Source organism: Streptococcus sp. oral taxon 061, from assembly GCF_964211575.1.
Taxonomy (GTDB): Bacteria; Bacillota; Bacilli; order Lactobacillales; family Streptococcaceae; genus Streptococcus.
In genome coordinates this window covers 138,102-164,070 of the sequence record NZ_CAXOQQ010000002.1, presented here as the reverse complement: position 1 = coordinate 164,070, position 25,969 = coordinate 138,102, and the positions used below count along the sequence as shown (strand labels likewise).

Sequence of the window (25,969 nt, the reverse complement as noted above, 5' to 3'; positions counted from 1 at the left end):
TATCGCCCTTATCTTGATTATTTTTATGAATAATATTTTTACTGCTTCTTAGTTGCTCTCGATTATAACTACCTATATTCTATCACAAAAATGCAAAAAAAGCCTTACAATCAAGGCTTTTCATTATTGATTCATACCAAGCTTTCTAGGCTTTTACGAGCAAAGCTACACACTCGGCGTGGTGCTAGCAAACTTCTATATTATAGAATGAAAGGGATAGAGTGCTTTATAAAATTATACTATAAAACGAAAGAGAATTACGCACTCAACTCAAACAACTTATAAAACTCACCTCTCCTATCCATCAAGTCACAAAAAGAACCATCTTCAACAATGACGCCTGCTTTCATAAAGAGAATTCTATCGTATCTTTTCAAAATGTTTTCATTCAACTTGTGGGTTACTACGAGTGCAGTCAAATTTTGAATATCCAAGATTGAACTTTCAATTTCAGTAGTTACTTGATTATCCAAAGATGAAGTAGCCTCATCCAATAATAAGATTGGTGTTTTTCGAATCAAGGCACGCGCAATACTAACTCTTTGTTTTTGTCCGCCAGATAAATTTGATCCATTCTCTCCACATAAAGTTTGTAGACCAGATTCATTTTCTAAAACATAACTTTCTAGACCTGACTGCTGTACAGCTTGCTTTATTTCCTCATCAGTGAAGAATTGATTAAGAGTAATATTCGCTCTTAAAGTATCATCAAAAATATAAACGTCTTGCTGAACAATCGTCATCAAGTTATAAAGACTCTCTGCTGAAATAGCTTGTATATCTTGATTATCAATTGAAATATGTCCACTTGTTACATCATAAAAACGCAGCAATAGATTGAGCAAAGTTGATTTTCCACTCCCTGACATTCCTACAATTGCAATTTTTTCACCTTTTTGAATCTTCAAAGATAAATGATTAAAAATTTTTTCTTCAGCATTAGGGTAAGAAAAGTCTATATTTGAAAAAGAAATAACATCATCGAAATATTTTTTCGTTTTACCAGTTTGAAGTTCGATTACATCTTTTACCTCAAATGCATCTAGTGTTGCCTGACCTTCACGGAATTTACTCATTCCCATACCAACTTCATTTAGTGGCATTACTACAAAATTGACCAGTTGAACAATAGCTGTTACACTTCCAATTGTGGTATAGCCATTAAAAACAAGATACATTCCTCCACCAAAGGCTACTAAAAAAACAATCATCCCCGAAAGCTGCGAAATAACATTAGCTAAGACATCAAATATTCCTTTCATAAAATATATCTCATCCAATTTTTCGCTTTCATTTCTGTAATATTGACGGATAGCCTCTTTCACATTAAAACTTTTTATAACTAGAAACCCTGCTAAAATATCTTTAACCTTAGCTAAATACTTCTGATCGGCAATCATGGCACTCTTTTGAAGATAAGCTGATTTTTGTCCAATGAATCCAGAAATCATCATTGGAATAATGCTAGCAATGATAACCAATAAGGTCAAATACCAATTACCTATAAACATAGCTAGGAGCGAAAAAATCATTAAGGAAAGGTTTTTTGAAATATTAAAATACTGGTGTAGATAATCTTGCTCAATTTTCTTCATATTTTCGGTTAATACAGAAATAAATTTCCCTGATTTTTCTTTAGAAAAGTCTCTATAATCCCTATCTAAAATAGATTGGAACACCTTATTTTTGTATCTTGACATGATTTGCCTAACAAGTTTATTTTTCAATCGAAGAGATATAAAGTTGAGCCCTGCATATATGAAAATAACACTAGCTCCTACTAGTACCGCTTGAGTTAAGGTATCTTCATTTTGAGACATACCACTATCAATAATACCTTTAATAGAATAAGCAAAAGCAATATTAGTTAAAGGGACCAGTATATTAAATATCATGAAAGCATAAAAAGCCTTCTGATGATTCTTTATCAATTGTTTCATCCTTAATCTACCTCATAATTCTTAATTTCATTTAGAAAATGAGACATAAAATATTCATCTAAGTTAATATTCTCTCTCCTAATCTCTTTCATAGAGACCTGTTCTACAATTTCTCCATTTTTGATAAAACCAATTTTATCTGCTATCTGTGAAATTTCCGATAATATATGACTCGATATTAGTATTGTAATTCCATGCTCCTTAGAAAGCGACAACAAAAGATTTCGAATTTCTTGAATTCCTATTGGATCTAAACCATTGATTGGCTCATCTAAAATTAACAATTTAGGTTTTGTTAGAAAGGCACGAGCTAAACCAAGCCTTTGCCTCATTCCTAACGAAAAATCTTTTACTTTTTTAGTCGTATTCTTTAATCCGACCATTCTTAAGGCTCTTATTATATCTGATTCAATAATATTTTTCCCCATATACTGAGCGTGAATTTCCAAAATTTCTTTTGCAGTGTAATTATCATAAAAAATTGGTGATTCAATAATACTTCCAATCTGACTTAATATTTCTTCTCTGTGTTCTTGTAGATTTTTCCCAAAAATTTCAATACTACCTGATGTAATTGTTGATAAGGATAACATACATTTCATTAACGTTGTTTTTCCAGCACCATTCGGTCCTAAAAAACCATAGATTTCTCCTTCAGCAATTTGAAGGTTGATACCACTTAAAATTTCTTCTTTATCAATTGTTTTAAAAACTTCTTTTATTTCAACAATATTTCTCATTTCTATCTCTCTTTCTATATCTAGTTTTAAATGCAAGAATTTTTCTCCCAGAGCATAAATACTAATTTATACAGTCTCTTTTTTTATAGAAATCATTAAGGAATTATCACTTTCCTTCAATTAAACTTAGGTATGCTACTTGATACTAATATCTTGTCTTGAAATATTAAAAATTGAAAATGAAGTAATCATTAAACTTATGAAACTTGCAAATATCAAAAAGAATAAGTTATCAGCAATATTATTAGATAAACTTCCTGGACTTATATTCGAAAGTAATGCTGCTAAACCAAGTCCTGTAAGCATTGTTATAGCTGTTGAATGCTTAATCATACCTAAAAAAAATGGTAGTAATCCTATTAGTACTGTTCCAAACGTAACTCCAGCTAAGTTAATTAATTGATTAGCAACAGGGATATAACTAGATTCAGTGACAACAGCCATGAATCTAATGAAAAATTGAATCACTAAATGTGCAGAAAAATGGGCAATAAATGCTATTAGAATGACTGAAAGAATTTTTCCCCAAAGTAACTTTATTTTAGAAATAGGGTAAGAAAACAACTGAAAAATTGTTCTTCGTTTAAATTCATCAATAATAATCGTAGATAATAAATAAGATTCGAAAATCAAAAATGCTGCTTTTGTAAATAAAGATGAAAACAATGAAGCTACAATTGCCCAACCTTCCCATTTACCAGTAATTCTGATAACATTAGAATCCTGTCCAGTAAATTCTCCTAGTTTATTGTCAGTACCTAAACCCATAATAATGATTGCTGTAATACCTAACACTATAAATATAGTACACAACCAGGCTAAAAATAATTTAGATTTAGAAACTTTATTTAATTCAATTTTAATAAGCGACAACATAGATTATTTCCTCCAAAGTGTAAATAAAGAATAAACTATTCAAACTAATCTCAACAAATATTTAAAAATAAGCTTATTTTTCAGACAATGGCACTATACATACTGTCGGTATGTATATACTAAAAAACAAACATACCTTCGGTATGTATAATAGATTTTTAATAACACACTTATAAGTATGTTATTTTTTAACTATTAATTATGTAAGATAATTTATTGAATTGATAACACATAAATAGAAATTAGTATTAACATGAATGTCATGCGACTACTTATTTACTATTTTTTTAAGTGATCAAATAAGTTGAAAATCACCTCCATCATTTCATCAGAAATTAACTGTACCCCTAGACCTTCAAAAGTAAGTTTAATAAATTTCATTTTACGCTTTAATTCGACTAATGAAAAAACGGAAATTTGAAAACCAATCCAAATATTTAGAGTCAAAACAATTAAATCTGCTAGCTCTTCTGGATATTCTGTTTTAATAGACCCATCTTCAACTCCTTCGTAAACTTTTTCTCTAATTTCGGGTAAAAAATCAGAAAATAGACCTAGATACTGTTCCCCTAACAAACGTGGACTTCTTAGCATGATTGAGGCAGAGTATACGAGCCTTTGGTGTTCAAAATTAGAGAAAGAGTCCATCAAAGAATTTTGTATCTTTTCTAATCCAGTATTTCCTCTCCAATTATAATTTAAAATTTCTTGATTATTTTCGCTAATGATTGTTTGAAGTATATCATATTTAGACTCAAAATGATGATAGATAACACCTTTTGTTAATCCACCTAAGCCATCTATGATATCTTGTATTGACGTATTATCAAATCCTTTTTCTAAAAATAAATTTTTTGAGACCTCTAGTATTTTTTTTCTAGTTTCATGTGAGTTTCTATTCCTTGCCATTTTAGTCCCTTTCTATCATACCAACGGTATGTAATTCTATTGTAGTGGAAGTAACTAATAATGTCAAGTTCTTCATTGGAAAATGCAAAAAAGCCTTAAAATCAAGGCTTTTCATATTCCCTTTTGTTACAAGGTTTTTACGCTTTTACCAGCAAAGATACACACTCAACATGATGCGTTTGCGGAAAAAGATCCACCGGCTGGACTTTCTTCAAATCGTATCCCAGCTCTTGATATAGTTTGATATCACGCGCCATGGTGGCGACGTTACAGGAGATATAGGCGATACGGTTAGCTCCTGTTTGGGCACTTGCTTTGATAAAGCTTTCAGTCAAGCCCTTGCGTGGTGGGTCAACCAGGATGGCAGTTGGTTGGATGCCTTCCTTGAGCCAACTTTTCATGGCATTTTCAGCTGTGTTACAAACATAGTGGGCATTGGTGATACAGTTCAATTCTGCATTCTTCTGGCTATTTTCAACTGCTTCGGGGATGACTTCGACACCATAAACTTCCTTAACATGCTTAGCCACAGATAATCCAATAGTCCCGATTCCTGAGTAGGCGTCGATCACCACATCCTCTTCTCTTAACTCCGCAAAATCAATAGCTGTCTGATAAAGCTTCTCTGCCATTTCTGTATTGACCTGGTAAAAGGCTGGCCCAGAAATTTGGAAGCTATTCCCCAACATTTGGTCCATAATGTAATCTTGACCATAGAGAACCCGCCATTCTTTACCAAAAATAGCATTGCTATTCTGGTCATTAATATTTTGCATGACAGACACAATCTCTGGGAACTGCTTGATGACTTGTTCAATCAACTGTTCAACTCGGAAAATTTTAGGACGAGTAGTGACCAAAATGACCATGATTTGACCTGAATGATGGCCACGACGTACAACGAGGTTACGAATCAAGCCAGACTGTTCCTTTTCATCATAGGGTTTTAAGTCATAACGACGGAGTAAATCACGTAATTCAAGGATAACTTGGTCAATAACTGGATCTTGGATATAAAAATCTTCTAGAGGCATCAGATCATGAGAATTCTTACGGAAGAAACCAGTCTCTAGGACACCATTAACGCGACGAACAGGAACCTGAGCCTTGTTACGATACTTGACAGGATTTTCCATGCCAAGAGTATCTGAAACCTCTACATCCGTAATTCCAGCAATCTTATAAAGACTGTCTTTTACTTGCTTGGTTTTAAACTTGAGTTGCTCTGGATAAGCTAGATGCCCCAAGTCGGCAATGCCTGAACGCAGGTAAGCCAAATCTAAGTCTTGATTACGATGTGGAGAATGTGTAAGATATTCCTCGACTTTACCAAAGCCAATCTTCTTGTTGACTTTAAGGACTCGCATAAGGATTTTTTCTGTTGGTAAAGCGTTCTCAACAAAAAAGACCAAGCCATCTACCTTGGCAACTCCTGCTCCCTCATGGGTCAAATCGACAATCTCTACTTCTACAATATCATTTTTCTTCAACATATGTTTCTCTTTCTATAAGCCGACAAAAAAAGACGGCAACAATCCTGTTACCATCTATTATACCATGAATTGACCTAAGCACCAAAACTCTTGAAGAAATCAAGGATGGCTTGCCAAATAGAGCTGAGGATGTTCCCACCGTCTTGAATAGCTTTATTGGCGTCAAAGTTAAGGTCGATATTACTGAAACTGTCACCTGCTTGCGCAACGATACTTTGTTTCAGATCTTTTAGCGTCTTAGTAAAGTCTTCGTTATTTAAAATATCACTTTTTGAAAGATTAAAGGCAAAGTTGATGATGACATTGATCTGGTTTCCTGTTATAACCTGATCTAGCTTATAATTTTTTAATGTATCTTCGACAATTTTACGAACATCATCTTCTGTAAGTTCACCTTTGGACTCTTTAGCCTTAGCAACTGCAGCCTTGATATCGGCAAGGGCTACGTTTAGTTTATTGGCATCGAAGCCTGATTTGTCCTTGTTTTCATCATTAATATCAGACAAGGCCTTAAGCTCTTCCTGAGCCAAGTCTTTATTTTCTTGAGGTAATTTTACACCATTTGACTCAAGGGAATAGTAAATACCAGCTAGGGCACTTTCCCCAGTAACTGGGATTGGCGCTGCAACGGTGATACGTGCGTGCTCAACACCCAAGGTAACAGCCGCATTACGGTACATGTCTTGTGTCACTTTTGTGATATTTTCTGGTGTTTCAATCTTGACTTCAAGTGGAGATTTTTCTCCTAATTTTTGAATTTTCGCTGATGAATAAAGCTGAAGACTAGAATCGTTGGCCACATTCATAATCTTTGAATATACATCGGGTGTCATGGTCTTCAAGCCTTTAGTGTCTTTAGAGGCATCATAGCCTAGTTTTTTTAGTGTTTGATTTTTTTGATCTTCTGTTAGTGAAGAACCCAAGACGTACTCAGGTTGAACATAGGTTTCATCAATGACTTTTTGAACATCAGTTGCTGCTTGAACGTTTTGCAATGTTGCAACCGCCAAAAGAACTGCAGCACTCGTCAGAAAGAATTTCTTTCGCATGAGACGTTCCTCCTTTTCCACTCTAGCATATTAAAGTATCCTTAAAGAAAACTTATAAAAAGCACCTAGAAATTCTAGATGCTAAAATAGATTAAAAATTTTGATGATATAGAGATTTAGTTGAACCTGTCTAGAGTAATAATAGTTTCCCCCATCGACATAGAGTTCTCCCCCCTGAAAGATAGAAATGGGATTAATGTAGCTATAGGTTTTCCCTGTTGTATTTCCTAATGTCGGTGCAACTGTGTCTCTTGAGTATTGCTTAGCTAGTGCAATCGTATTTTTCTTCCCATTTTGGGCGATAAAATCAATATAAGCAGGCCCAAAGTTATAAGCTTGAATGGCTGTCCAAACATCCACTCCTTTTTCTTGAGCTAGGTAGAGATTTTCTGTCAAGGTTTGGACTCCTTGACGAATGCTACTTGCATTATCGTTTATGGTATCGGTAGAACCACTAGCAGATTCACTTGACTGCATCACGTCTCCTTCTTTACCCTTAGTTTCTGTATAGATCATGGCGAGCACAAGCTCTTCGTTTGCTGGCGTATCTCTTTCATTCAAAATTTCACGTACCATGGGTTGGTAAGTCATGACTTGTTTGACATCCTGACGAATGAGATAGGCTTTGTATCCAGCGAAAAGGAAGACTGCTAGTACCAGCACTCTTCGTATAAGTTTAAACATTATTTATTTTGAATATCCTCGATGTTTTTGATTAAGATAGAATAAGTTCCATTATCATTTTGGATGAACTCAACAGATTCCGCATCTTGATAGACATTGTTTGGAACAATAAGTTCAATCCCGTTTGACAAGGAAAGTTTCTGATTTTCAAATCTCTTTAACTGACGACTAGCATCAATCTCATCAAACTGAACTGGCTCAGGTACTGCTTCTTTGACTCTATCAATAAAGCTTAGACGAGCAGTAAGATTGTTGTCAAAGAGATCATTAGCTAATTTTTCTGGAGAGAGCTCATTGTTTTCTTCGATATTATTGAAGATTGCTGATTTAACCTTGGATTGAAATTGAAAATCATCCGCATTAAAGGTTTCGGCAATTTTTTGAGCCGTTTTTTCAAGTTCCTTGATTGATTTCTTAGGTGAAATCTTTGGTTGTGCTTGAATAAGATTCTCAGAAAAGTAGTTTAAAAAGGCTCCATTGTACTTGATGCGTTTTTCAATCAGGTGATACTTGCGGTTTTGAAGATTAACCACAAGGGCTTCATCAGCTCCAGTACCAAAACCTGGTAGATTATTCTGAGTCAGTTTGATTGGATTATCAACCTCACCACCTAGGTGTGTTAAGGTTTCTCGCAATGCAATTCGCAGGAAGGCAAAATGTTCCACTCCTTCTTTTGAAAACTGTACAAAGACCAAATCGTTTGTCTTTTGATTTTCAGATACAGAGAATTCCTCTTTCCATAGATTGGCAACCGTCACAGATGTTTCCATTAAATCTTCTGTAATGTTGTTAAAAAATGGGTTATCCTCTTCAAAAATCCCAGTTTTAGCATCATCAGAATACACACGCTCCACTTTTTTACGCAAGTATTCCTCGATTTTTGGAGTGATATTGAGAAATTTATCCGCTAGAAACAACTCTGTGTCATCCGGGCTGAACTGATGGATAATGGCTTTCTTAATATAAATATCCATAAAATATTAGTCCTCGTATAATGGGAAGGCATCTGTCAAGAATTTGACTGCATTTCTCACTTCTTCTAAGACAGCTTCGTTTTCTGCATTCTTAAGGGTTTTGATAATGAGTTTAGCCACTTTACGGCTTTCTTCTTCACCAAAACCACGTGCAGTTATTGCGGCTGCTCCGATACGAATTCCACTTGTCTTAAATGGTGACAGTGTTTCGTAAGGGATTGAGTTTTTATTTAGGGTAATATTAACTTCGTCCAACAAGTTTTGAGCTACTTTTCCGTTCTCTACTACCTTAGTCACATCAACAAGGAAGAGGTGATTTTCAGTACCACCAGAGATAATGCGGAAATCAGGATCTTGCAAGAATACCTCCGCCATGGCTTTGCTGTTCTTGATAACATTGGCAGCATATTCTTTGAATGCTGGATCCAATACTTCTTTGAATGAAACAGCCTTAGCTGCAATAACATGCTCTAATGGTCCACCTTGAATACCAGGGAAAATAGCAGAATTGATTTTTTTAGCAAGATCTTCGTCATTAGTCAAAATCAAACCACCACGTGGCCCACGAAGGGTTTTGTGGGTCGTAGTCGTTGTGATATGTGCGTATGGTACTGGACTTGGATGAAGACCAGCAGCAACCAAACCAGCAATGTGAGCCATATCGACCATCAATTTAGCACCTACAGCATCTGCGATTTCACGGAATTTTGAAAAATCAATGATTTGAGAATAGGCTGAAGCACCAGCTACAATTAGTTTGGGTTTTACTTCTTGGGCTTGTTTCAGGATAGCATCGAAGTCCAAGAGTTCTGTTTCAGGATCAACACTATATGAAACGAAGTTGTAGGTTTGACCTGAGAAGCTAACAGGAGCTCCGTGAGTCAAGTGCCCACCTGCTGCCAAATCCATCCCCATGACAGTGTCACCTGGCTCAATCAAAGCCATGTAAGCTGCACAGTTGGCTTGACTTCCTGAGTGGGGTTGTACATTAGCAAACTTTGCTCCAAAAATCTCCTTCGCACGTTCGATAGCTAGAGTTTCGATAATATCTACTACATCAGTTCCACCGTAATAACGACGTCCTGGATAACCTTCGGCGTATTTATTAGTCAAGATAGACCCTTGAGCAGCCATAACAGCTTTAGAAACTACGTTCTCTGAAGCAATTAATTCAATATTATTTTGTTGGCGTTCCTCTTCTTTAGCAATAGCATCCCAAAGATCCGCGTCATAAGCTTTAAAATCATCTTTGTCAAAAATCATAGTTTTTCTCCTTTAATTAACTTAATAAATCGTTTCTGTATTTTATCGCAGGTATAACCAACTCTTTCATAAAATGCATGCGCACCTGTACGATGGTCTGCAGAATTTAAGCGAATAAAGTTATAGCCACGTTTTTCTGCTTCCTGTTCTAATCCTTGAAGCAAAGTTTTACCGATTCCTTTACCTTGTGTTTGAGGTAAAACAGCTAAAGCCAGGATATTAAAACCTGGTTTTGAATAAAGGGATTCATAAACCTCAGCATGAACATAACCAAGTAAGTCATGGCTAATTGAATCCTCAAAACCAAGCAGGAAGTGATGGGAGTCTTGAGACAGTTTGGCTAGTTGACTAGCTGTTTCCTCTGGACTAAAAGTATAACCTAAAGCTTCTTTGTTAATGACACAAATCGCTTCAACATCTACTGCTTTTAAATCACGTAGCATCTTATACCTCCTCAAAAGAGATTTCGGGAATCTTGGCAAGAATGTCTTCTTGAGTGATGGAACCTTGCCGTAAAATTTTTACCTTTTCTCCGGACAAATCTATAATAGTCGAATCCTGACCTGTTAAAAAAGAATCGTCTTCTACTCCCAGAACCTCTTTGTCCAAGTCTTTTAGAATCTCTTTAAAGCTAACACCACTTGTATGTCCTGAAATGTTAGCAGACGGGCCAATTAAGGGACCAAATTCACGAATCAATTCTAGAGTGACGGGATGACTGGGCATGCGAAAACCAACAGTCGTCAAGTCTGAATTAACCCAGTAAGGGACCTTGTCATTAGCTTCTAGGATAATGGTTAAAGGCCCTGGCAAAAAACTGTCAACAAGTTGTTGTAAATAAGGTGGCTGATTCTTGGAAAAGTTCAAGATATCGTCTAAACTAGCAACATTGAGATTGAGCGCCTTGTCTCTAGGGCGACGTTTGAGCTGGTAAACATGATCAACAGCTTTTTCATCTAAAGCTTTTGCAAAGAGACCATAGACAGTCTCCGTTGGTAAAACTACAGCCCCACCTTTTTCCAATTCTTGCTTAATCTTCTCCATCATCAATGACAACCATCCTATCTTGACCAAATTGGTCTTTGAGCGTTCGAACTCGTTTATCAGGAATATTTTCCATAAAGAGAGCGGGTACACTTTGACCTTGTTTGTAGCCAATTTCAAGATAAATCTTACCACCATCAGTTAGATAGTCTTTGGAACCTTCCGCGATTTTACGGTAGATTGCAAGACCATCCTCGTCAGCAAAAAGCGCCAAATGTGGTTCTGAATGCAGAACATTCAAACTAACCTCTGCTTCATCTGCTCGAGAAATGTATGGTGGATTAGATACAATTATATCATATTTTGCAGAAATTTCGGAGAAACAGTCAGATTTGATAAAAGAGAGATTTAGATTTTGAGCGTTAGCATTCTCTGTTGCAAGTTCTAGGGCATCCTGTGAAATATCCGCAGCCGTAACTGACCAATTTGGTCTATTTTTCGCTAAAGCAAGGGCAATGGCTCCGCTTCCTGTTCCGATATCTAGTACTTTAAGATTTTTCTCAGGATTCTCAGTCAAAATGAGTTCCACTAACTCTTCTGTCTCTGGGCGGGGAATCAAGACCCGCTCATCGACTTTTAACTGCATTCCATAGAATTCAGTATGACCGATGATGTACTGGGCAGGTATATGTTCTGCTAATTTCTTGAAAATTTCTTCCACAAATTGCTTCTCTTCCTCTGTTACTTCTTGCTGGAGGGCAAAGACGAAGTCTGTAAAAGATAGATTTTTTAGGCTACGATAGACAAAGGAGAGGCTTTCTGCTTCCTCTCCTTGTGTTATTAACTTTTCCTCAAAATCTTTAAATATTTGAGCTAATTTCATTATTTGTTTAATTCTTCCAATTTTTGTGTTTGGTCATAAAGAACCAAGGAATCTACAACTTCATCCAATTTACCAGCTAGAATTGTATCAAGCTTTTGTAGAGTCAAGCCAATACGGTGGTCTGTGACACGGTTTTGCGGGAAATTATAAGTACGGATACGTTCTGAACGGTCACCTGTACCGATAGTTGACTTACGCTCAGCGTCTTGTTCATCTTGGGCAATCTGTGCAAAGTGGTCAGCAACACGCGCACGAATGATCTTCATAGCCTTCTCACGGTTTTTCTGCTGGGTACGTTCTTCCTGCATCTCAACCTTGATATTAGTTGGCAAGTGAACGATACGAACGGCAGTCGCAACCTTATTGACGTTCTGACCACCAGCACCAGATGCGTGGTAGATGTCAACACGAAGGTCTTTTGGATCGATATCGTATTCAACTTCTTCCACTTCAGGCATGACAAGAACTGTGGCAGTTGATGTATGGACACGACCTTGGCTCTCTGTCACAGGGACACGTTGAACACGGTGAGCACCAGACTCATACTTGAGTTTTGAGTAAACAGACTGACCAGAAACCATGGCAACGACTTCTTTGAAACCACCAACACCATTCATAGAAGCCTCCATGACTTCAAATCGCCAACCTTGAGCTTCAGCGTACTTTTGATACATCTGCAAGAGGTCACCAGCGAAAAGTGCAGCCTCATCTCCACCTGCAGCTCCACGAATTTCAAGGATGATGTTCTTGTCATCGTTTGGATCTTTTGGAAGAAGCAAGATTTTCAATTTTTCTTCGTACTCTTCTTTTTCAGCCTTAGCATCTTTAAGTTCCTGCTTGGCCATTTCTTCCAAGTCCGCATCTCCTCCAGATTCTTTAATCATCTCTTCGGCATCGATAATGTTCTGAAGAACTTGTTTGTATTCGCGATAGGCTGTAACTGTGTCACGAGTTGAAGCTTCTTCTTTTGAAAGCTCCATAAAACGTTTGGTATCAGAGACTACATCTGGGTCACTGAGCAATTCTCCCAACTCTTCGTAACGGTCTTCTACAGCCTGTAGTTGATCATAGATATTCATTCTGTGTTATTCTCCTTATTGATTTCAGGGGCAAAATAATGTTTACGGCAAACTGAGATATAGGTTTCATTTCCACCAATCTGGATTTGTTCACCATCATAAACAGGCAGTCCATCCTGGGTACGCAAGACCATGGTCGCTTTTTTCTTACAATACTGACAAATGGTCTTGATCTCATCAATCTTATCTGCTAAAAGCAAGAGGTGTTTAGAACCTTCAAACAGCTCATTGCGAAAATCATTTTTTAAACCAAATGCCATAACAGGTATGTCTAACTCATCAACAACACGAGCCAGGTCGTAAACATGGTGACGTTTTAGAAATTGAGCTTCATCGACAAGTACACAGTAAGGTTTTTCAGGTAAATCTCGGATAAATCCAAAGATATCTGTGGTTTCGTCAATAGCAATTGCTGGTCTTTTCATTCCAATGCGACTAGAGACATAACCGACACCGTCACGCGTATCCAGAGCTGAAGTCATGATAACAACTCCCTTTCCTTGCTCCTCATAGTTATAGGCTACTTTAAGAATCTCAATGGTCTTTCCTGAATTCATGGTCCCATAACGATAATACAACTGTGCCATGCTTCTATTTCACGTCCATTTCTAAATTTTTGCTACATTCTAGTATACCATATTTTCTCAAAGCTTTAAATGGCAAAATGTGGTAAAATAAAAGAAATCATTTAGTGAGTGGAGGGAACTATTATGCCATTTGTACGCATCGATTTATTTGAAGGACGCACGCTAGAGCAAAAGAAAGCCTTAGCTAAGGAAGTAACGGAAGCCGTGGTTCGTAACACTGGTGCACCACAATCTGCTGTTCACGTTATTATTAACGATATGCTGGAGGGAACTTATTTCCCACAAGGTGAAATGCGCACTAAATAAAGCTTAAGCGAAATGCTTAGGCTTTTTATTATAAGTGGCATTCGTTGAATAAAAAACTTTATTTTGTTACAATTTTAAGAGATATTAGTAAATAAAAGGCTTCAATTTTAAAAAAGGAATTAACATGATTACACGTGAATTTGATACCATTGCTGCAATCTCCACACCTCTTGGAGAAGGAGCCATTGGTATTGTCCGCTTGAGCGGAACAGACAGTTTTGCCATTGCGCAAAAGATTTTTAAAGGCAAAGACTTGAGTAAAGTTGCCAGCCACACACTGAACTACGGCCACATTGTTGACCCTTTGACTGGTAAGGTTATGGACGAGGTCATGGTTGGTGCTATGAAATCTCCAAAGACCTTTACTCGTGAGGATATTATTGAAATTAATACCCACGGTGGAATCGCCGTAACTAATGAAATCCTACAACTGGCTATCCGTGAAGGTGCTCGATTGGCTGAACCAGGAGAGTTTACTAAACGTGCCTTCCTTAACGGTCGTGTCGACTTGACACAAGCCGAGGCCGTTATGGATATTATTCGCGCCAAGACGGACAAGGCTATGAATATTGCGGTCAAACAGTTAGATGGCTCCCTTTCTGAACTCATTAACAATACTCGTCAGGAGATTCTCAATACACTTGCACAAGTTGAGGTTAATATCGACTATCCTGAGTATGACGATGTTGAAGAAGCCACTACTGCAGTTGTCCGTGAAAAAACTTTAGAATTTGAACAACTCTTAACCAATCTCTTAAAAACGGCACGTCGTGGGAAGATTCTTCGAGAAGGGATTTCAACAGCTATCATTGGTCGTCCAAACGTTGGGAAGTCAAGTCTACTTAATAACCTCCTGCGCGAAGATAAAGCCATTGTAACGGATATTGCAGGGACTACTCGAGATGTCATCGAAGAATACGTTAATATCAACGGTGTTCCACTGAAGTTGATTGATACAGCTGGTATTCGGGAAACAGATGATATCGTCGAGCAAATCGGTGTTGAGCGTTCGAAAAAAGCCCTTAAAGAAGCTGATTTGGTTTTACTTGTCTTAAACGCCAGCGAACCACTAACCGCTCAAGATCGACAACTTCTTGAAATTAGTCAAGATACCAACCGCATTATTCTACTTAACAAAACTGACCTGCCAGAAGCTATTGAAACAGAGGAACTTCCGGAAGATATCATCCGCATTTCAGTCCTTAAAAATCAAAACATCGATAAGATTGAAGAGCGCATCAATAACCTCTTCTTTGAAAATGCTGGCTTGGTCGAACAAGATGCTACCTATCTATCCAACGCCCGTCATATTTCCTTGATAGAGAAGGCAGTTGAAAGCTTACAAGCTGTTAACGAAGGCCTCGAACTGGGCATGCCAGTCGATCTACTTCAGGTTGATTTGACCCGCACTTGGGAAATTCTTGGGGAAATCACCGGTGATGCTGCTCCAGATGAACTCATTACACAGTTGTTCAGCCAATTTTGTTTGGGTAAATAAAAAATTATAAAAAGGAGTTATGATGAAATATCCAACATTACTAGAGCGTTTTTTAACTTATGTTAAGGTTAACACACGTTCAGACGAAAATTCTACTACTACACCAAGTACTCAGAGTCAGGTAGACTTTGCGACTAATGTCCTCATTCCAGAAATGAAACGTGTCGGTTTGCAAAATGTCTATTATTTGCCAAACGGTTTTGCTATCGGTACACTTCCAGCTAACGATCCAAGTTTAACTCGCAAAATTGGTTTTATCTCCCACATGGATACGGCTGATTTTAATGCTGAAGGTATCAATCCACAAGTAGTTGAAAACTACAACGGTGGCCTTATCGAACTAGGTAATTCTGGTTTCAAGCTAGATCCTACCGATTTCAAGAGCTTAGAGAAATATCATGGACAAACTTTAATTACTACAGATGGGACTACCCTTCTCGGTGCCGATGATAAATCAGGTATCGCCGAAATCATGACAGCCATCGAATACTTGACTGCTCATCCTGAAATTAAGCACTGCGAAATTCGTGTCGGCTTTGGACCTGATGAAGAAATCGGTGTTGGTGCCAACAAATTTGATGCAGAAGATTTCAATGTCGACTTTGCTTATACAGTTGACGGCGGACCTCTTGGTGAATTGCAATACGAAACCTTCTCCGCAGCAGGTGCAGAACTTCACTTCCAAGGTCGTAATGTACACCCTGGAACTGCTAAGGGACAAATGGTTAACGCTCTTCAGTTGGCAATTGACTTCCACAACCAACTCCCAGCTGGTGACCGCCCAGAATTGACTGAGGGTTACCAAGGATTCTATCATCTCATGGATGTAACTGGAACTGTTGAGGAAGCGCGTGCTAGCTATATCATTCGTGACTTTGAAAAAGAAACCTTTGAAGCGCGTAAAGCTACTATGCAAGCTATCGCTGATAAGATGAACCAAGAACTTGCTAGCAATCGTGTAACCTTGACTTTGACAGACCAGTATTACAACATGAAAGAAGTCATTGAAAAGGATATGACTCCAGTCACCATCGCTAAATCAGTAATGGAAAGTCTTGATATTACACCAATTATCGAACCAATCCGTGGAGGAACAGATGGTTCTAAGATTTCCTTTATGGGAATTCCAACGCCAAATATCTTCGCTGGTGGTGAAAACATGCATGGCCGTTTTGAATACGTTAGCCTACAAACCATGGAACGTGCAGTTGATACTATTATTGGAATTGTAGCTTATAAAGACTAAAAAAGAAGTAGCAATGCTACTTCTTTTTAATTTACTTCTTTGTCACTTGTTTCAGGACTTGTAGTAGTTGAATGTGAACTTGATTCTTCACTTGTTACTTCGGTCCTAGCTTGACCTGCTGTTTCTTGTTTTGCTTCAACAGGTGTTTCTTGACTTGGCGTTGCTTTAGATCTAAGCTCTTGGTTTAATGAAACAATTTCTTGAGCGACCGTTAGCAAAGCTTGCTTGTCTTTACTTGCTGCACTTAACTTGTCAAACAGAGCATCTACTTTTTCAAAGTCAGCATCTGAACCATTATTCATTTCCAAATAAGTATGGAGAGCAATGACACCGTTATAGAGTTTTTGGTAAAGAACTAAAACCTCTGGGTCTTGTTTCGAATTATCACGTTCATTTTGGATTGTTAGTGAAATACGTTTCAAAAGATCTTGAACCTGTGTATTTAATTCATCAAGGTCTGCGTCTTCTTTCTCCAAAGCAACGTTCAGATTTTTCACTTCGTCAGAGAGTGAAGCTTTAACCCCCTCCTCATTGACTTGATTCACTAATTCTTTAGCTTTTGTTAGTAACTCTTCTACTTGCCCTTTTAAGACATGGTTACTTTGTTCCTCAGGCTTGAGATCATCATACAAACCTTTCAAGAACTCATAGACTGCAGTTTTAGCACTATGGCCATCCACTTTTTCTGTATCTAAGATTGTTTCAGAAGCCTTGCTTGCAACTGGCTCATTTTTCAGTGCTTCTTCTACTTCCAGTTTTGTTTGATAGATTTCTGGGAAGAGTTTGTTTAAGTCAGTTGCCTTAAGGAAGGATTGTGACTGATAAAGTGTCCACGTTAGGTTGGCAACTTTATTTCTAAGAGTGTCATTTAAACGACCGTCAGATAGATGTTGGTAGAAATACTTGATGTATTCTACTGTTGTAACTCCAGTACGGTCATTAAAATCTTGCAAAGCTAGTAACTTAGCTTCAACTGCATCTAAACCTGCTTCATCTTGGGCAAGTTTATTTTCTTGAAGCTGAGTCAATAAATCCTTCTTAGGAAGTCCATAAGCATCTGTGTCTAAGGTATTAATCTTATCTACTAATGCTTGATATTTCTTGTCTAAAGGACTGATTTCTGTTGGTTTGACACTTGAGTCAATGTGAATATACTGCTTATCAAACAAATCCAAAGCTGCCAAATAACCTGCAGTAGAGTTGGTTGATAGCTTCTTCATATTCTCAGAAAATTGCCCCAAAGCAAGTTCAATCTGTCTTTGTAAAATCGGTTTATCTTTATAAATTTCGCGACTTTCTGCCAAGAGTTGATCAATCTTATACTGGACTGCTTTTTCATCAAAAGCACCAGGTTGGTAAGTTGACTGTAATGCAGGAATTTTGTTTTTCAAAGCGACTTCATAACCTTTAGTTTGAACCTTGATGTAGTGGTTATGGTCACCATGAGGGATAACAAAGCTACCATTTTCAACCTGCAAGCTATAAGGAGAAACACCATCACGTAGAGCAGTTGTATAGAGTTCGTTTAGGAAATCAAGCTCTGCATCTCCAGTTTGAATCGGAATACGAACGTGTTCCTTACGAACAGCGTAAGGGTGAATGTGAGTTGGGTCATAAGCCTGGTCTGGATTACCAAATACAAAGAATCCATTTGAAATTCTGATAGCCTCAAGAGGAACGCCATATGTTTTAGAAATATAAGCTATTTTTTCTTCATCGCTGGCATCTCTAGAGAAACTTTCAACCGTCTTGGCAAGAGGTTTAACAGGTTCTGTTTGCTGTTGGCCATGAAGATGGTCTTGTGCTGCCTTAATCTGCTCTGCTGATAAATCTTTCTTAAAGAAATAATGGGCATGGTCTCCATGCGAAACTACAAAACCTTGTTCATCCTCACTAATCACTCGGTCAGCATCGAATCCGTGATCGTGGTCTTCACCATGGTGGTGATCATGCCCGTCTTCATCATGGTGCTCATCTGATGGATTAGGTTTAACTTCGGTTTTACCTTTCAAGTGTTCCTGAGCTTCTTTAATCTGTTGAGCCGTCAAATCTTTCTTGTAAAAATAATGATTGTGGTCCCCATGAGAAACGACAAATCCTTTTTCATCTTCACTTATCACTCGATCAGCATCGAATCCATGATTATGGTCTTCACCATGGTGGTGATCATGCCCGTCTTCGTCATGGTGCTCATCTGATGGATTAGGTTTAACTTCGGTTTTACCTTTCAAGTGTTCCTGGGCTTCTTTAATCTGTTGAGCCGTCAAATCTTTCTTGTAAAAATAATGATTGTGATCTCCATGTGAAACTACGAAACCTTGGTCGTCCTCACTAATCACTCGATTAATAGCAAAGCCATGATCGTGGTCTTCACCGTGTCGATGATTAGCATGATCGTGGTCATGGTCTTCTTCGTGTTGATGATCAACATCTTCGTGATCATGGTCGTGATCATGGTCTTCGTTTGGTTTACTTGGAGTTTCTACAGGATTTGATGGTGTTACTAGACCTGAAAGTGGCATCAAGCGTGCAATCTTTTGCTCCAAAGCAGATAAACTACTATAAGGGATGAAGTGGTAATGATTTCCATGAGGGATAGCAACTCCATTAGGCGTACGACTGGTAATTTTAGCCGGGTCAAATACCAAACCATCAGATTCTTTATAGCGTTGATTAACTGGTAAAGCGTAAAGCTGTTCTAGAAGTTTTTGAAGATTATTTTCTTCTTGTACTGGATTGCTTGTAGCTGGTTTCTCTACTTGATGACTTGGTTCAACACTTGGAATCGGTTTGTAGTCTGTTAAACTTTGTTGACTTCCTTTTCCAGCAAGGTAAGCTTGAGCGGCAGCCAATTCACTTGAAGATAGAGCACTCTTAGGAACGTAATGATAATGGCCACCATGAGGAACGATATAAGCGTCACCTGTATCTTCAATAATATCTGCAGCATTAAAGACGTAACCGTCATCAGTTGTATATCGACCTTGTGCTCTGGCAGCAATAACTTCATTACTTGTACTGCTACTATCTGATGTGTGTTCTTGTTTTTGTTTCTCGATTTGGTCTTTGGTACGAATATTATCTGCGTGACTAGCATCTTTAAGATAGACATAATATTTGCCATCCACCTTGATGATATAGCCACCTTTAATCTCATTGACAATATCTCCATCACTTAGTTGATAGTTTGGATCTTTCATGACCAATTCTTCACTAAAGATGGCATCAAAAGGCACCTTACCATTGTAGAAATGGAAATGGTCACCGTGGGAAGTCACATAGCCTTGATCTGTAATCTTAGTAACAATCTGTTCGGCTTCTATTCCTTCTTTTTGGTTAACTTGATCAGGTGTCAGATTTTCATTCTTTTTAGAATCAGACTCTTTCCCATCAACATAGGATACACGGTTATTTTCTTTGTTCTCAGGCGCTTGGTGTTGATTTAAAGCGTAAGCGCAGACACTTAATGCAAGGACCACTGCAGATCCTGCTAGATATTTTTTATTAATTTTCATAAACTCCTCATTTCAATTCTTCAGCTAAAATAGCTATATTGTCTTCTAAATTTTCCAAGTAGGACTTGTCATTTTGTGGGTCGGCCTCTAAAGGATTGAGTGTTTTAAGACTCACACCTGTTGATTTGACAAGTGTATCAGCAACTTTAGACGAAGCATTACTCTCTGTAAAGATAGTTTTGACCTTATAATTTTTTACAAATTCTTGAATTTCGGTTAACTGTCTCGGACTTGGTTCTTGGTCTGGTGAAATACCAGCTATTCCAAGTTGATTTAATCCAAAGCGTTTCGCTAAATATGAAAAAGCTGTGTGTTGAGTTACAAAATTTCTTTGATTGACTTTTTCAAAAATTGGTTGGTATTTCTTGGTCAAATCATGAGCTTTAGCACTAAAACTTTGTGCGTTTTTCTGGTAAGTTTCCTTGTTAGCGCTGTCTAGTTCGGATAACTTATCAGCGATAATCTGGGCTTCTTCAGCAACCTTTTCAGGATCAAGCCAAGTATGAGGATCATACAAGGTCTTCTCATCAATCCCTTCTCCAGCTTTCATATCTTCTAATCCAGGCACGCGCTCCAAGGTCATACCTTCTGATGCTTCTAAGACCTTTACCTTAGACTTTTGCAGGCTTGGATCTAAACTTCCCGCCCATGACTCCAAAGTATGAGAATGATAAACGAAAACATCTGCATCATAAATGGCTGCAATGTCATTCGCAGAAGGTTCAAATGAATGGATACCTGAACTCGACTGAATCATCCGAACATCATTTAGGTCACCAGAAATTTCTTTGACCATAGCATAGACAGGGTAAAAACTAGTCACAATCTTCATTCCCTTAGTTTCATTACGATTATCTTGATTAGCCTTTTGTCCACATGCTCCTAAAACGAGAACAAAGAAGGTAATCATGACCCATAGAATACTTCTTTTTTTCATAACAACTCCTTAACTAGTATTTAACCATTTAATTAACTAGTAAATAGTTTACTCCTAAAAACTTAAAATGTCAATATTTTTTATGGATTTTCATGAAAAAAGTGAGAACTAGATTTCATGATCAGTTCTCACTAGTCATCTTTATCATTTGACTTTTAATTCTTTTCGTTTGTTATAGGCTTACTATTTTTTAGCAAGACTAAAAGATTTTCAGCCTGAGCCATAATACCATTGTTATCCATAGTTCCCAAAGTCAGATTGTTTCGCAAACCAACTAAGGTTTCGCTAGCATTGGATTTAAGGTTTGCATCTGTGACCGTCTTTATTAGTTCCTCTGCTTCTTTTAGCTTTGCTTCTACCTTTTCAGTTTCAACCTGTGGTTCTTCCTCTGGAGATTCTTCTGCTTCATCAGCTGGTTTAGAATCCTCTGGCTTTTCCATTTGCGGTTTCTCCTCAAGAGTTTTTTCATCTTCAGTTTTTTCTGTCTGAGGTTTCTCCTCAATTGGTTTTTCATTATTCGAATGGTCATGTTGTCCATTTTGGTTTCTTAGAACATGGTCACTTGCATTTCCCCAACCACTATCCGAATGCGGACGCTCGCTTGGATGCTCGACATAGTACTTCACAGTCGCAAAAAGATCTTCGAGCGCATATCCCTTAGGAGCTTCGTAAAGCCCTTCATCAAACCATTCAAACTTGATATTATGGTAATGATCAAAGTGAGGGATAATCAAGTTACCATTTTTGACATCAACTGCATACTGTAGATTGTAAGGCATACGATCTAGCGGTACCTTCTTCTCAGCTTTTACCCGATTATAGATAGCTTCTGCCCTTTTTGCTTCCGATTTTGTTGAGTTCTGATTATCAGTCTTAGGAGGCGTCAATCTCTTCTCTTTGGTATAAGCCTGAGCAGTTGCCCTCTCAGCTTCAGACAAACTATCCTTACCTATCCAGTGACTATGTCCCATATGTGGAGTTACATAGGCATCCCCCTCATCACTGATAATATCATGAGCATCAAAGATATATCCATCCGAGGTTGTGTACTTATCGGCTAGCTGGGCTACTCGAACTTCATCTTCACTATACTCGATTTGTGAATTTGGCTTACCAAGACGTTCTGGATGACTAATTGGTGCAATAAATCTAAGTAAATCATCTACAAAAGCTACCTTGTTTACATGTTCATCATTTAATCTCTCTAGCAACTGATCTAAAGCCTGAAAGTCAGTCAACCTGCCCTTATTTTCAAGTAAGTTCTTATGAGATTGCTCCAACAAACTATAAGCCTTATCATAGAATTCCTGATCTCGAGGAGCTACTGTGCTTTTTTTATCTGCCAAGCTATGTGATGATGTAGCCACCTTATTTAGCTCTTTCTCAAAAGCTATAAGATTCTCTTTAGACAGATCCTTAGTCAAGACATAACGAAAAACTCCCTTCTCTTCAAGGACATAACCCTGACCAACTTTTCTGACTACTTGCTTGGCAAGCTCCGCATTATTATGATTGTCAGGCACCGGAACTGGTGCTGGTTGCGGATTTGGAACTAGTTGAGGAAGAGGTTTTATCGTAAGATTCGGCTGTAAACTAGTAGCTCCAGGAACGGAAACAATTTTTTGATTTCCAACTGGAATCATCCGTGCAATCTTTTCTTCCAAAGCTGACATTTGACTATAAGGGATAAAATGATAGTGATCCCCATGAGGTACTGCAACCCCATTTGCTGTTCTTTTCGTGATTTGGGCAGGGTCAAAGAGCAAACCATCGGATTCCACATGACGTTGGCTGAGTGGCAAGGCATAAAGTTGTTTCAAAAGACTAGATACATCTTCACTTGGACTTGCTTGATAACTATTATCCACTTGTGGGCTAACACTTGGGGTCCATCTTCTAGTATTTGCCTCAACATTGCTTTGATTCGTTTGTCTATATGTACTACTATTCGAAGCATCTGATAAGCCGCTAGAAGAATTTGTTGACGGTCGATACCCAACTGAGCTTGTTTGACCACCTTTAGCGGATAAGAAGACCTGAGCAGCGGCTAGTTCGCTAGCTGATAAATCACTTTTGGGAATATAATGAAAGTGATTGCCATGTGGAACGATGTAAGCATCACCCGTGTCCTCAATAATATCACTAGCATTAAAAATATAACCATCATCCGTCGTATAACGTCCCTGAGTTCTTGCTACAGCGACTTCATTACTAACCTTTACTCCGCCACCATGTCCATGTTCCTGCTTCTGACGATTGATCTCATCCTTACTACGAATATTTTCGGAATGAGAAGCATCTTTGAGGTATACATAATAGCGACCATCAACCTTAATGACATAGCCACCCTTGACTTCATTGACAATATCCTCATTTCGAAGTTGATAATTCGAATCTTTCATCAAGAGTTCTTCACTAATAATAGCGTCATAAGGAACCTTACCATTAAAGTAATGATAATGGTCTCCATGTGAAGTTACGTATCCTTGATCGGTAATCTTAACGACTATCTGTTCTGCATTGATTCCTTCTCGCTGACTAACTTCATCTGGCGTCAAATTTTCGGTCTTAGTACTAGCCTGATTTCCATCTATATAAGCCACACGATTAGACTCTTTGCCAGTCTGTACTGCTTGGTAACGCCCTAATTCATAACTTGAAAGGCTTAAGGCTAAAAGAGCTACTGAACCAAGAACATACTTTTTATTGATTTTCATCTAAACACACTTTCTATTTTTACTACTAAATATAAGATTTAGGCAACACTATAAGTTTTGTTTCATTAACCAGTTAAGTTTATAAATAGAAATATTTATAAAAACAATTAAAATATTCTAATCCTTTTTATAGGTTTCTAGTATTGTTTAGCCAAATATATTGGATTCATAAACTTAACCATTTAATTAACCAGTAAATATTCTACTCCTTAATATTTAAGATGTCAAGTTATAAATTCACTTTTTTCCAAAATTTTACCCAAAAGAAAAAGCATCTTAAAAGATGCTTTCTTATAAACTACCAATGTTGATCTCAGGAAATTTTTTTGGAAGGAGATTCCAGAATTCTTCTAATTGTTCTTCTACTCTATTAGTATTTCGAATAGTTAGGCTATACTTCTTAGAACTATCATTTCGAGTGTATACAAACTGATAAACTTTTGTAAAACGACTATAACTTGTACGTACTAAATAGATCCTCCGCACATCTCTAAGATCTAGAGCTTGGGTTCCTTTGTAATAAGTAATGAGATGATTTTTATACAAAATAACTTTCAAGTCCTGGTCATAAAATTCAGCTTGAGTATCAAGCAGTTCAAGATTTCCATCTAATTCAGGGTACAGACGATACAGCTCTTTGAATGAATCAACTGTTTTCTTTCGTATGATAAAGGCTGCGATTAAAGTCATTAGCCCCATGCCAGAGAAAATCACAATACCAAAAATATAGCTCAAACTATCCCTAGAATATTCACTGAGACTGAGATAAATTCTTGTATTCATATTACGAGCGACCACTGCTTTAACAGGAAGAATAGAGCTAATAAATTCATCAAGATTGATAATCTTAGTGTTCTTCGAAGTATTGACAAAATTGGTATCAGTGAGGGGTTCTAACTGTATACCTGTGAGAGTTCCAGGATTATCAGCAAGACTGTCTGCGTTCTCAAGAAGTTTATTAATTAACTCATCTTTCACTTTAGACTCAACTACAGCAAATTTTCCTTCACCTTCGTTACTATATTGCACAATATAAACAACTGTTCCACCGTCAACTTCACCAACAGGTTCAGGATAGATACCGTAGACTGACATAGTAACTTCTTTTCCAGTATCAGTCGTATCTGCAAAGCACTCTGTAGGCTTCTTGTGCATTTGACCTAAGAATCCAGATATAGTAGCAAGTGCGAAAAATACGAGTGAAATCAAAAGAACTGCGGTAAAGCCTTTATTTCTTTTTTCTTTAAACATTAAAATCTCCTTTAGTCCCTTAATGAAATTATATCAGACTTTATTTCATATCTCATCTCTAATCCTAGCTTTTCTTAGATTTTAACAAAATAAAAAGCTCGAATTTTCATTCGAACTTCATTTTTATTTTCTTGCAGCTTTTTCATCTTCTTCAAGCTGTTTTACCAGTTGTTCAATGCCGTCAAATTTCACCATATCTCGAATACGATCAAGCCAATAAACAGTAACTCTTTCACCATAGATGTCATCTGAGAAATCAAAGATATGAACTTCAAACCTCTCTTCAACACCATCAAAAGTTACATTTTTACCAACACTAGCCATTCCTCGGTAGATTTTTCTTTGAATTTCAATATCTACAGTATAAACTCCATCCGCCGGCATATATGTTCTATCTAAAAGTACTAAATTAGCTGTTGGATAACCAATAGTTCGACCACGCGCATTCCCATGCACTACAACTCCTTTAGAGGGCAATGGAGCTCCAAGAAGCTGAGCAGCTTCTTTCACATTCCCATCAACAATACATTGTCGAACTCGGGTAGAACTGATTTTCCCTTTTTCATCTTCTACAGCAGGAACTATAACTACTTCCCCATCGAAAATTTCTTTAAGATCTTCAGCTGATTTACGATCAGATCCCAAACTATAGTCAAATCCAACTACTATCGTATCTGCTTTAACTTCCTTTACAAAAGTATTTACAAATTCTTGAGCAGTCATATTTGCAACACGACTTGTAAAATCCATCAAATACAAGGCTTCAACACCCGCTCGTTTTAATTTACGTTCACGTTCTTCAGCATTTAGAATATGTAATAATTGTTCTGGATTATATTGGTGTAATGTCAGTTTAGGTGATTCATTAAAGGTAACTACGGCAACACTCAAATGTTTTTTTGAGGCTATTTCGCCCGCAATATCGAAGAGCTTTTGGTGACCCACGTGCACCCCATCAAAGTATCCTAAAACTAGGACTGTTGGACCTGGTGTTGCGATATCTTTTTCTGTTTTAATCGGTACTGTTACAATCATAGT

Annotated in this window: 22 protein-coding genes; 3 read left to right on the top strand and 19 right to left on the bottom strand. The window is 37.4% G+C overall.

Annotation, left to right across the window (positions count from 1 at the left end; all coding sequences use genetic code 11):
* Nucleotides 1-257: 257 nt before the first annotated feature.
* The 14 genes from AB8E63_RS02405 to AB8E63_RS02340 form a co-directional block, all read right to left on the bottom strand.
* On the bottom strand, nucleotides 258-1,940 hold the full coding sequence (locus AB8E63_RS02405; protein WP_368909769.1) for an ABC transporter ATP-binding protein: 1,683 nt from the start codon (nucleotides 1,938-1,940) through the stop codon (nucleotides 258-260).
* A 2-nt stretch (nucleotides 1,941-1,942) separates the two neighbouring features.
* Nucleotides 1,943-2,680, bottom strand: a complete 738-nt coding sequence (locus AB8E63_RS02400; RefSeq protein ID WP_368909828.1) for an ABC transporter ATP-binding protein — start codon at nucleotides 2,678-2,680, stop codon at nucleotides 1,943-1,945.
* Between the two features lie 135 nt (nucleotides 2,681-2,815).
* Nucleotides 2,816-3,556 carry a hypothetical protein gene (locus tag AB8E63_RS02395; RefSeq protein ID WP_368909768.1) on the bottom strand — a complete coding sequence of 247 codons (741 nt, stop codon included), beginning with the start codon at nucleotides 3,554-3,556 and terminating at the stop codon, nucleotides 2,816-2,818.
* A gap of 279 nt (nucleotides 3,557-3,835) precedes the next feature.
* On the bottom strand, nucleotides 3,836-4,465 hold the full coding sequence (locus AB8E63_RS02390) for a TetR/AcrR family transcriptional regulator (protein WP_368909767.1): 630 nt from the start codon (nucleotides 4,463-4,465) through the stop codon (nucleotides 3,836-3,838).
* Between the two features lie 137 nt (nucleotides 4,466-4,602).
* Nucleotides 4,603-5,958: a 23S rRNA (uracil(1939)-C(5))-methyltransferase RlmD gene (gene rlmD, locus AB8E63_RS02385; RefSeq protein WP_368909766.1), complete on the bottom strand. Its 1,356-nt coding sequence runs from the start codon at nucleotides 5,956-5,958 to the stop codon at nucleotides 4,603-4,605.
* Between the two features lie 74 nt (nucleotides 5,959-6,032).
* Entirely contained in the window at nucleotides 6,033-7,007 is a 975-nt protein-coding gene (locus AB8E63_RS02380; protein WP_368909765.1) for a DUF1002 domain-containing protein, read from the bottom strand.
* 81 nt (nucleotides 7,008-7,088) lie between these two features.
* Complete coding sequence (locus tag AB8E63_RS02375; RefSeq protein ID WP_368909764.1) at nucleotides 7,089-7,691, bottom strand: lysozyme family protein; 603 nt, start codon at nucleotides 7,689-7,691, stop codon at nucleotides 7,089-7,091.
* On the bottom strand, nucleotides 7,691-8,665 hold the full coding sequence (locus AB8E63_RS02370) for a nucleoid-associated protein (RefSeq protein ID WP_368909763.1): 975 nt from the start codon (nucleotides 8,663-8,665) through the stop codon (nucleotides 7,691-7,693). Before AB8E63_RS02370 ends, AB8E63_RS02375 begins: the two co-directional genes overlap by 1 nt.
* A 6-nt stretch (nucleotides 8,666-8,671) precedes the next feature.
* Complete coding sequence (gene glyA / locus AB8E63_RS02365; protein WP_368909762.1) at nucleotides 8,672-9,928, bottom strand: serine hydroxymethyltransferase; 1,257 nt, start codon at nucleotides 9,926-9,928, stop codon at nucleotides 8,672-8,674.
* A complete protein-coding gene (locus AB8E63_RS02360) occupies nucleotides 9,925-10,371 on the bottom strand; it encodes a GNAT family N-acetyltransferase (RefSeq protein WP_368909761.1) in 447 nt (148 codons plus the stop codon). Before AB8E63_RS02360 ends, glyA begins: the two co-directional genes overlap by 4 nt.
* 1 nt (nucleotide 10,372) lies before the next feature.
* Nucleotides 10,373-10,975, bottom strand: a complete 603-nt coding sequence (locus tag AB8E63_RS02355) for an L-threonylcarbamoyladenylate synthase (RefSeq protein WP_368909759.1) — start codon at nucleotides 10,973-10,975, stop codon at nucleotides 10,373-10,375.
* Nucleotides 10,959-11,795 (bottom strand): peptide chain release factor N(5)-glutamine methyltransferase, encoded by an 837-nt coding sequence (gene prmC, locus AB8E63_RS02350; RefSeq protein WP_368909758.1) that lies wholly within the window; start codon nucleotides 11,793-11,795, stop codon nucleotides 10,959-10,961. Before prmC ends, AB8E63_RS02355 begins: the two co-directional genes overlap by 17 nt.
* Nucleotides 11,795-12,874, bottom strand: a complete 1,080-nt coding sequence (prfA, locus tag AB8E63_RS02345) for a peptide chain release factor 1 (protein ID WP_368909757.1) — start codon at nucleotides 12,872-12,874, stop codon at nucleotides 11,795-11,797. The genes prmC and prfA overlap by 1 nt, the downstream gene beginning before the upstream one ends.
* A complete protein-coding gene (locus tag AB8E63_RS02340; RefSeq protein WP_016465889.1) occupies nucleotides 12,871-13,461 on the bottom strand; it encodes a thymidine kinase in 591 nt (196 codons plus the stop codon). The genes prfA and AB8E63_RS02340 overlap by 4 nt, the downstream gene beginning before the upstream one ends.
* Nucleotides 13,462-13,584: 123 nt before the next feature.
* Here AB8E63_RS02340 and AB8E63_RS02335 point away from each other — a divergent pair, with 123 nt between their 5' ends.
* From AB8E63_RS02335 to pepT, 3 genes are all read left to right on the top strand, one after another.
* Nucleotides 13,585-13,767: a 4-oxalocrotonate tautomerase gene (locus AB8E63_RS02335; protein WP_156012064.1), complete on the top strand. Its 183-nt coding sequence runs from the start codon at nucleotides 13,585-13,587 to the stop codon at nucleotides 13,765-13,767.
* A gap of 124 nt (nucleotides 13,768-13,891) precedes the next feature.
* Nucleotides 13,892-15,265, top strand: a complete 1,374-nt coding sequence (mnmE, locus tag AB8E63_RS02330; protein WP_368909756.1) for a tRNA uridine-5-carboxymethylaminomethyl(34) synthesis GTPase MnmE — start codon at nucleotides 13,892-13,894, stop codon at nucleotides 15,263-15,265.
* A 22-nt stretch (nucleotides 15,266-15,287) separates the two neighbouring features.
* Nucleotides 15,288-16,511, top strand: coding sequence for a peptidase T (gene pepT / locus AB8E63_RS02325; protein ID WP_368909755.1), 1,224 nt, complete (start codon nucleotides 15,288-15,290; stop codon nucleotides 16,509-16,511).
* 26 nt (nucleotides 16,512-16,537) lie between these two features.
* Here pepT and AB8E63_RS02320 read toward each other — a convergent pair whose 3' ends face one another.
* From AB8E63_RS02320 to AB8E63_RS02300, 5 genes are all read right to left on the bottom strand, one after another.
* Nucleotides 16,538-20,026 (bottom strand): pneumococcal-type histidine triad protein, encoded by a 3,489-nt coding sequence (locus tag AB8E63_RS02320; RefSeq protein WP_368909753.1) that lies wholly within the window; start codon nucleotides 20,024-20,026, stop codon nucleotides 16,538-16,540.
* A gap of 7 nt (nucleotides 20,027-20,033) precedes the next feature.
* On the bottom strand, nucleotides 20,034-20,963 hold the full coding sequence (locus AB8E63_RS02315) for a metal ABC transporter solute-binding protein, Zn/Mn family (protein ID WP_368909752.1): 930 nt from the start codon (nucleotides 20,961-20,963) through the stop codon (nucleotides 20,034-20,036).
* A gap of 155 nt (nucleotides 20,964-21,118) precedes the next feature.
* The gene (locus AB8E63_RS02310) at nucleotides 21,119-23,680 is read right to left on the bottom strand and encodes a pneumococcal-type histidine triad protein (RefSeq protein WP_368909751.1); all 2,562 of its coding nucleotides are present in this window, start codon (nucleotides 23,678-23,680) and stop codon (nucleotides 21,119-21,121) included.
* Between the two features lie 291 nt (nucleotides 23,681-23,971).
* Nucleotides 23,972-24,931: a hypothetical protein gene (locus tag AB8E63_RS02305; RefSeq protein ID WP_368909750.1), complete on the bottom strand. Its 960-nt coding sequence runs from the start codon at nucleotides 24,929-24,931 to the stop codon at nucleotides 23,972-23,974.
* Between the two features lie 123 nt (nucleotides 24,932-25,054).
* Nucleotides 25,055-25,966: a bifunctional riboflavin kinase/FAD synthetase gene (locus tag AB8E63_RS02300; RefSeq protein ID WP_368909749.1), complete on the bottom strand. Its 912-nt coding sequence runs from the start codon at nucleotides 25,964-25,966 to the stop codon at nucleotides 25,055-25,057.
* Nucleotides 25,967-25,969: the final 3 nt, after the last annotated feature.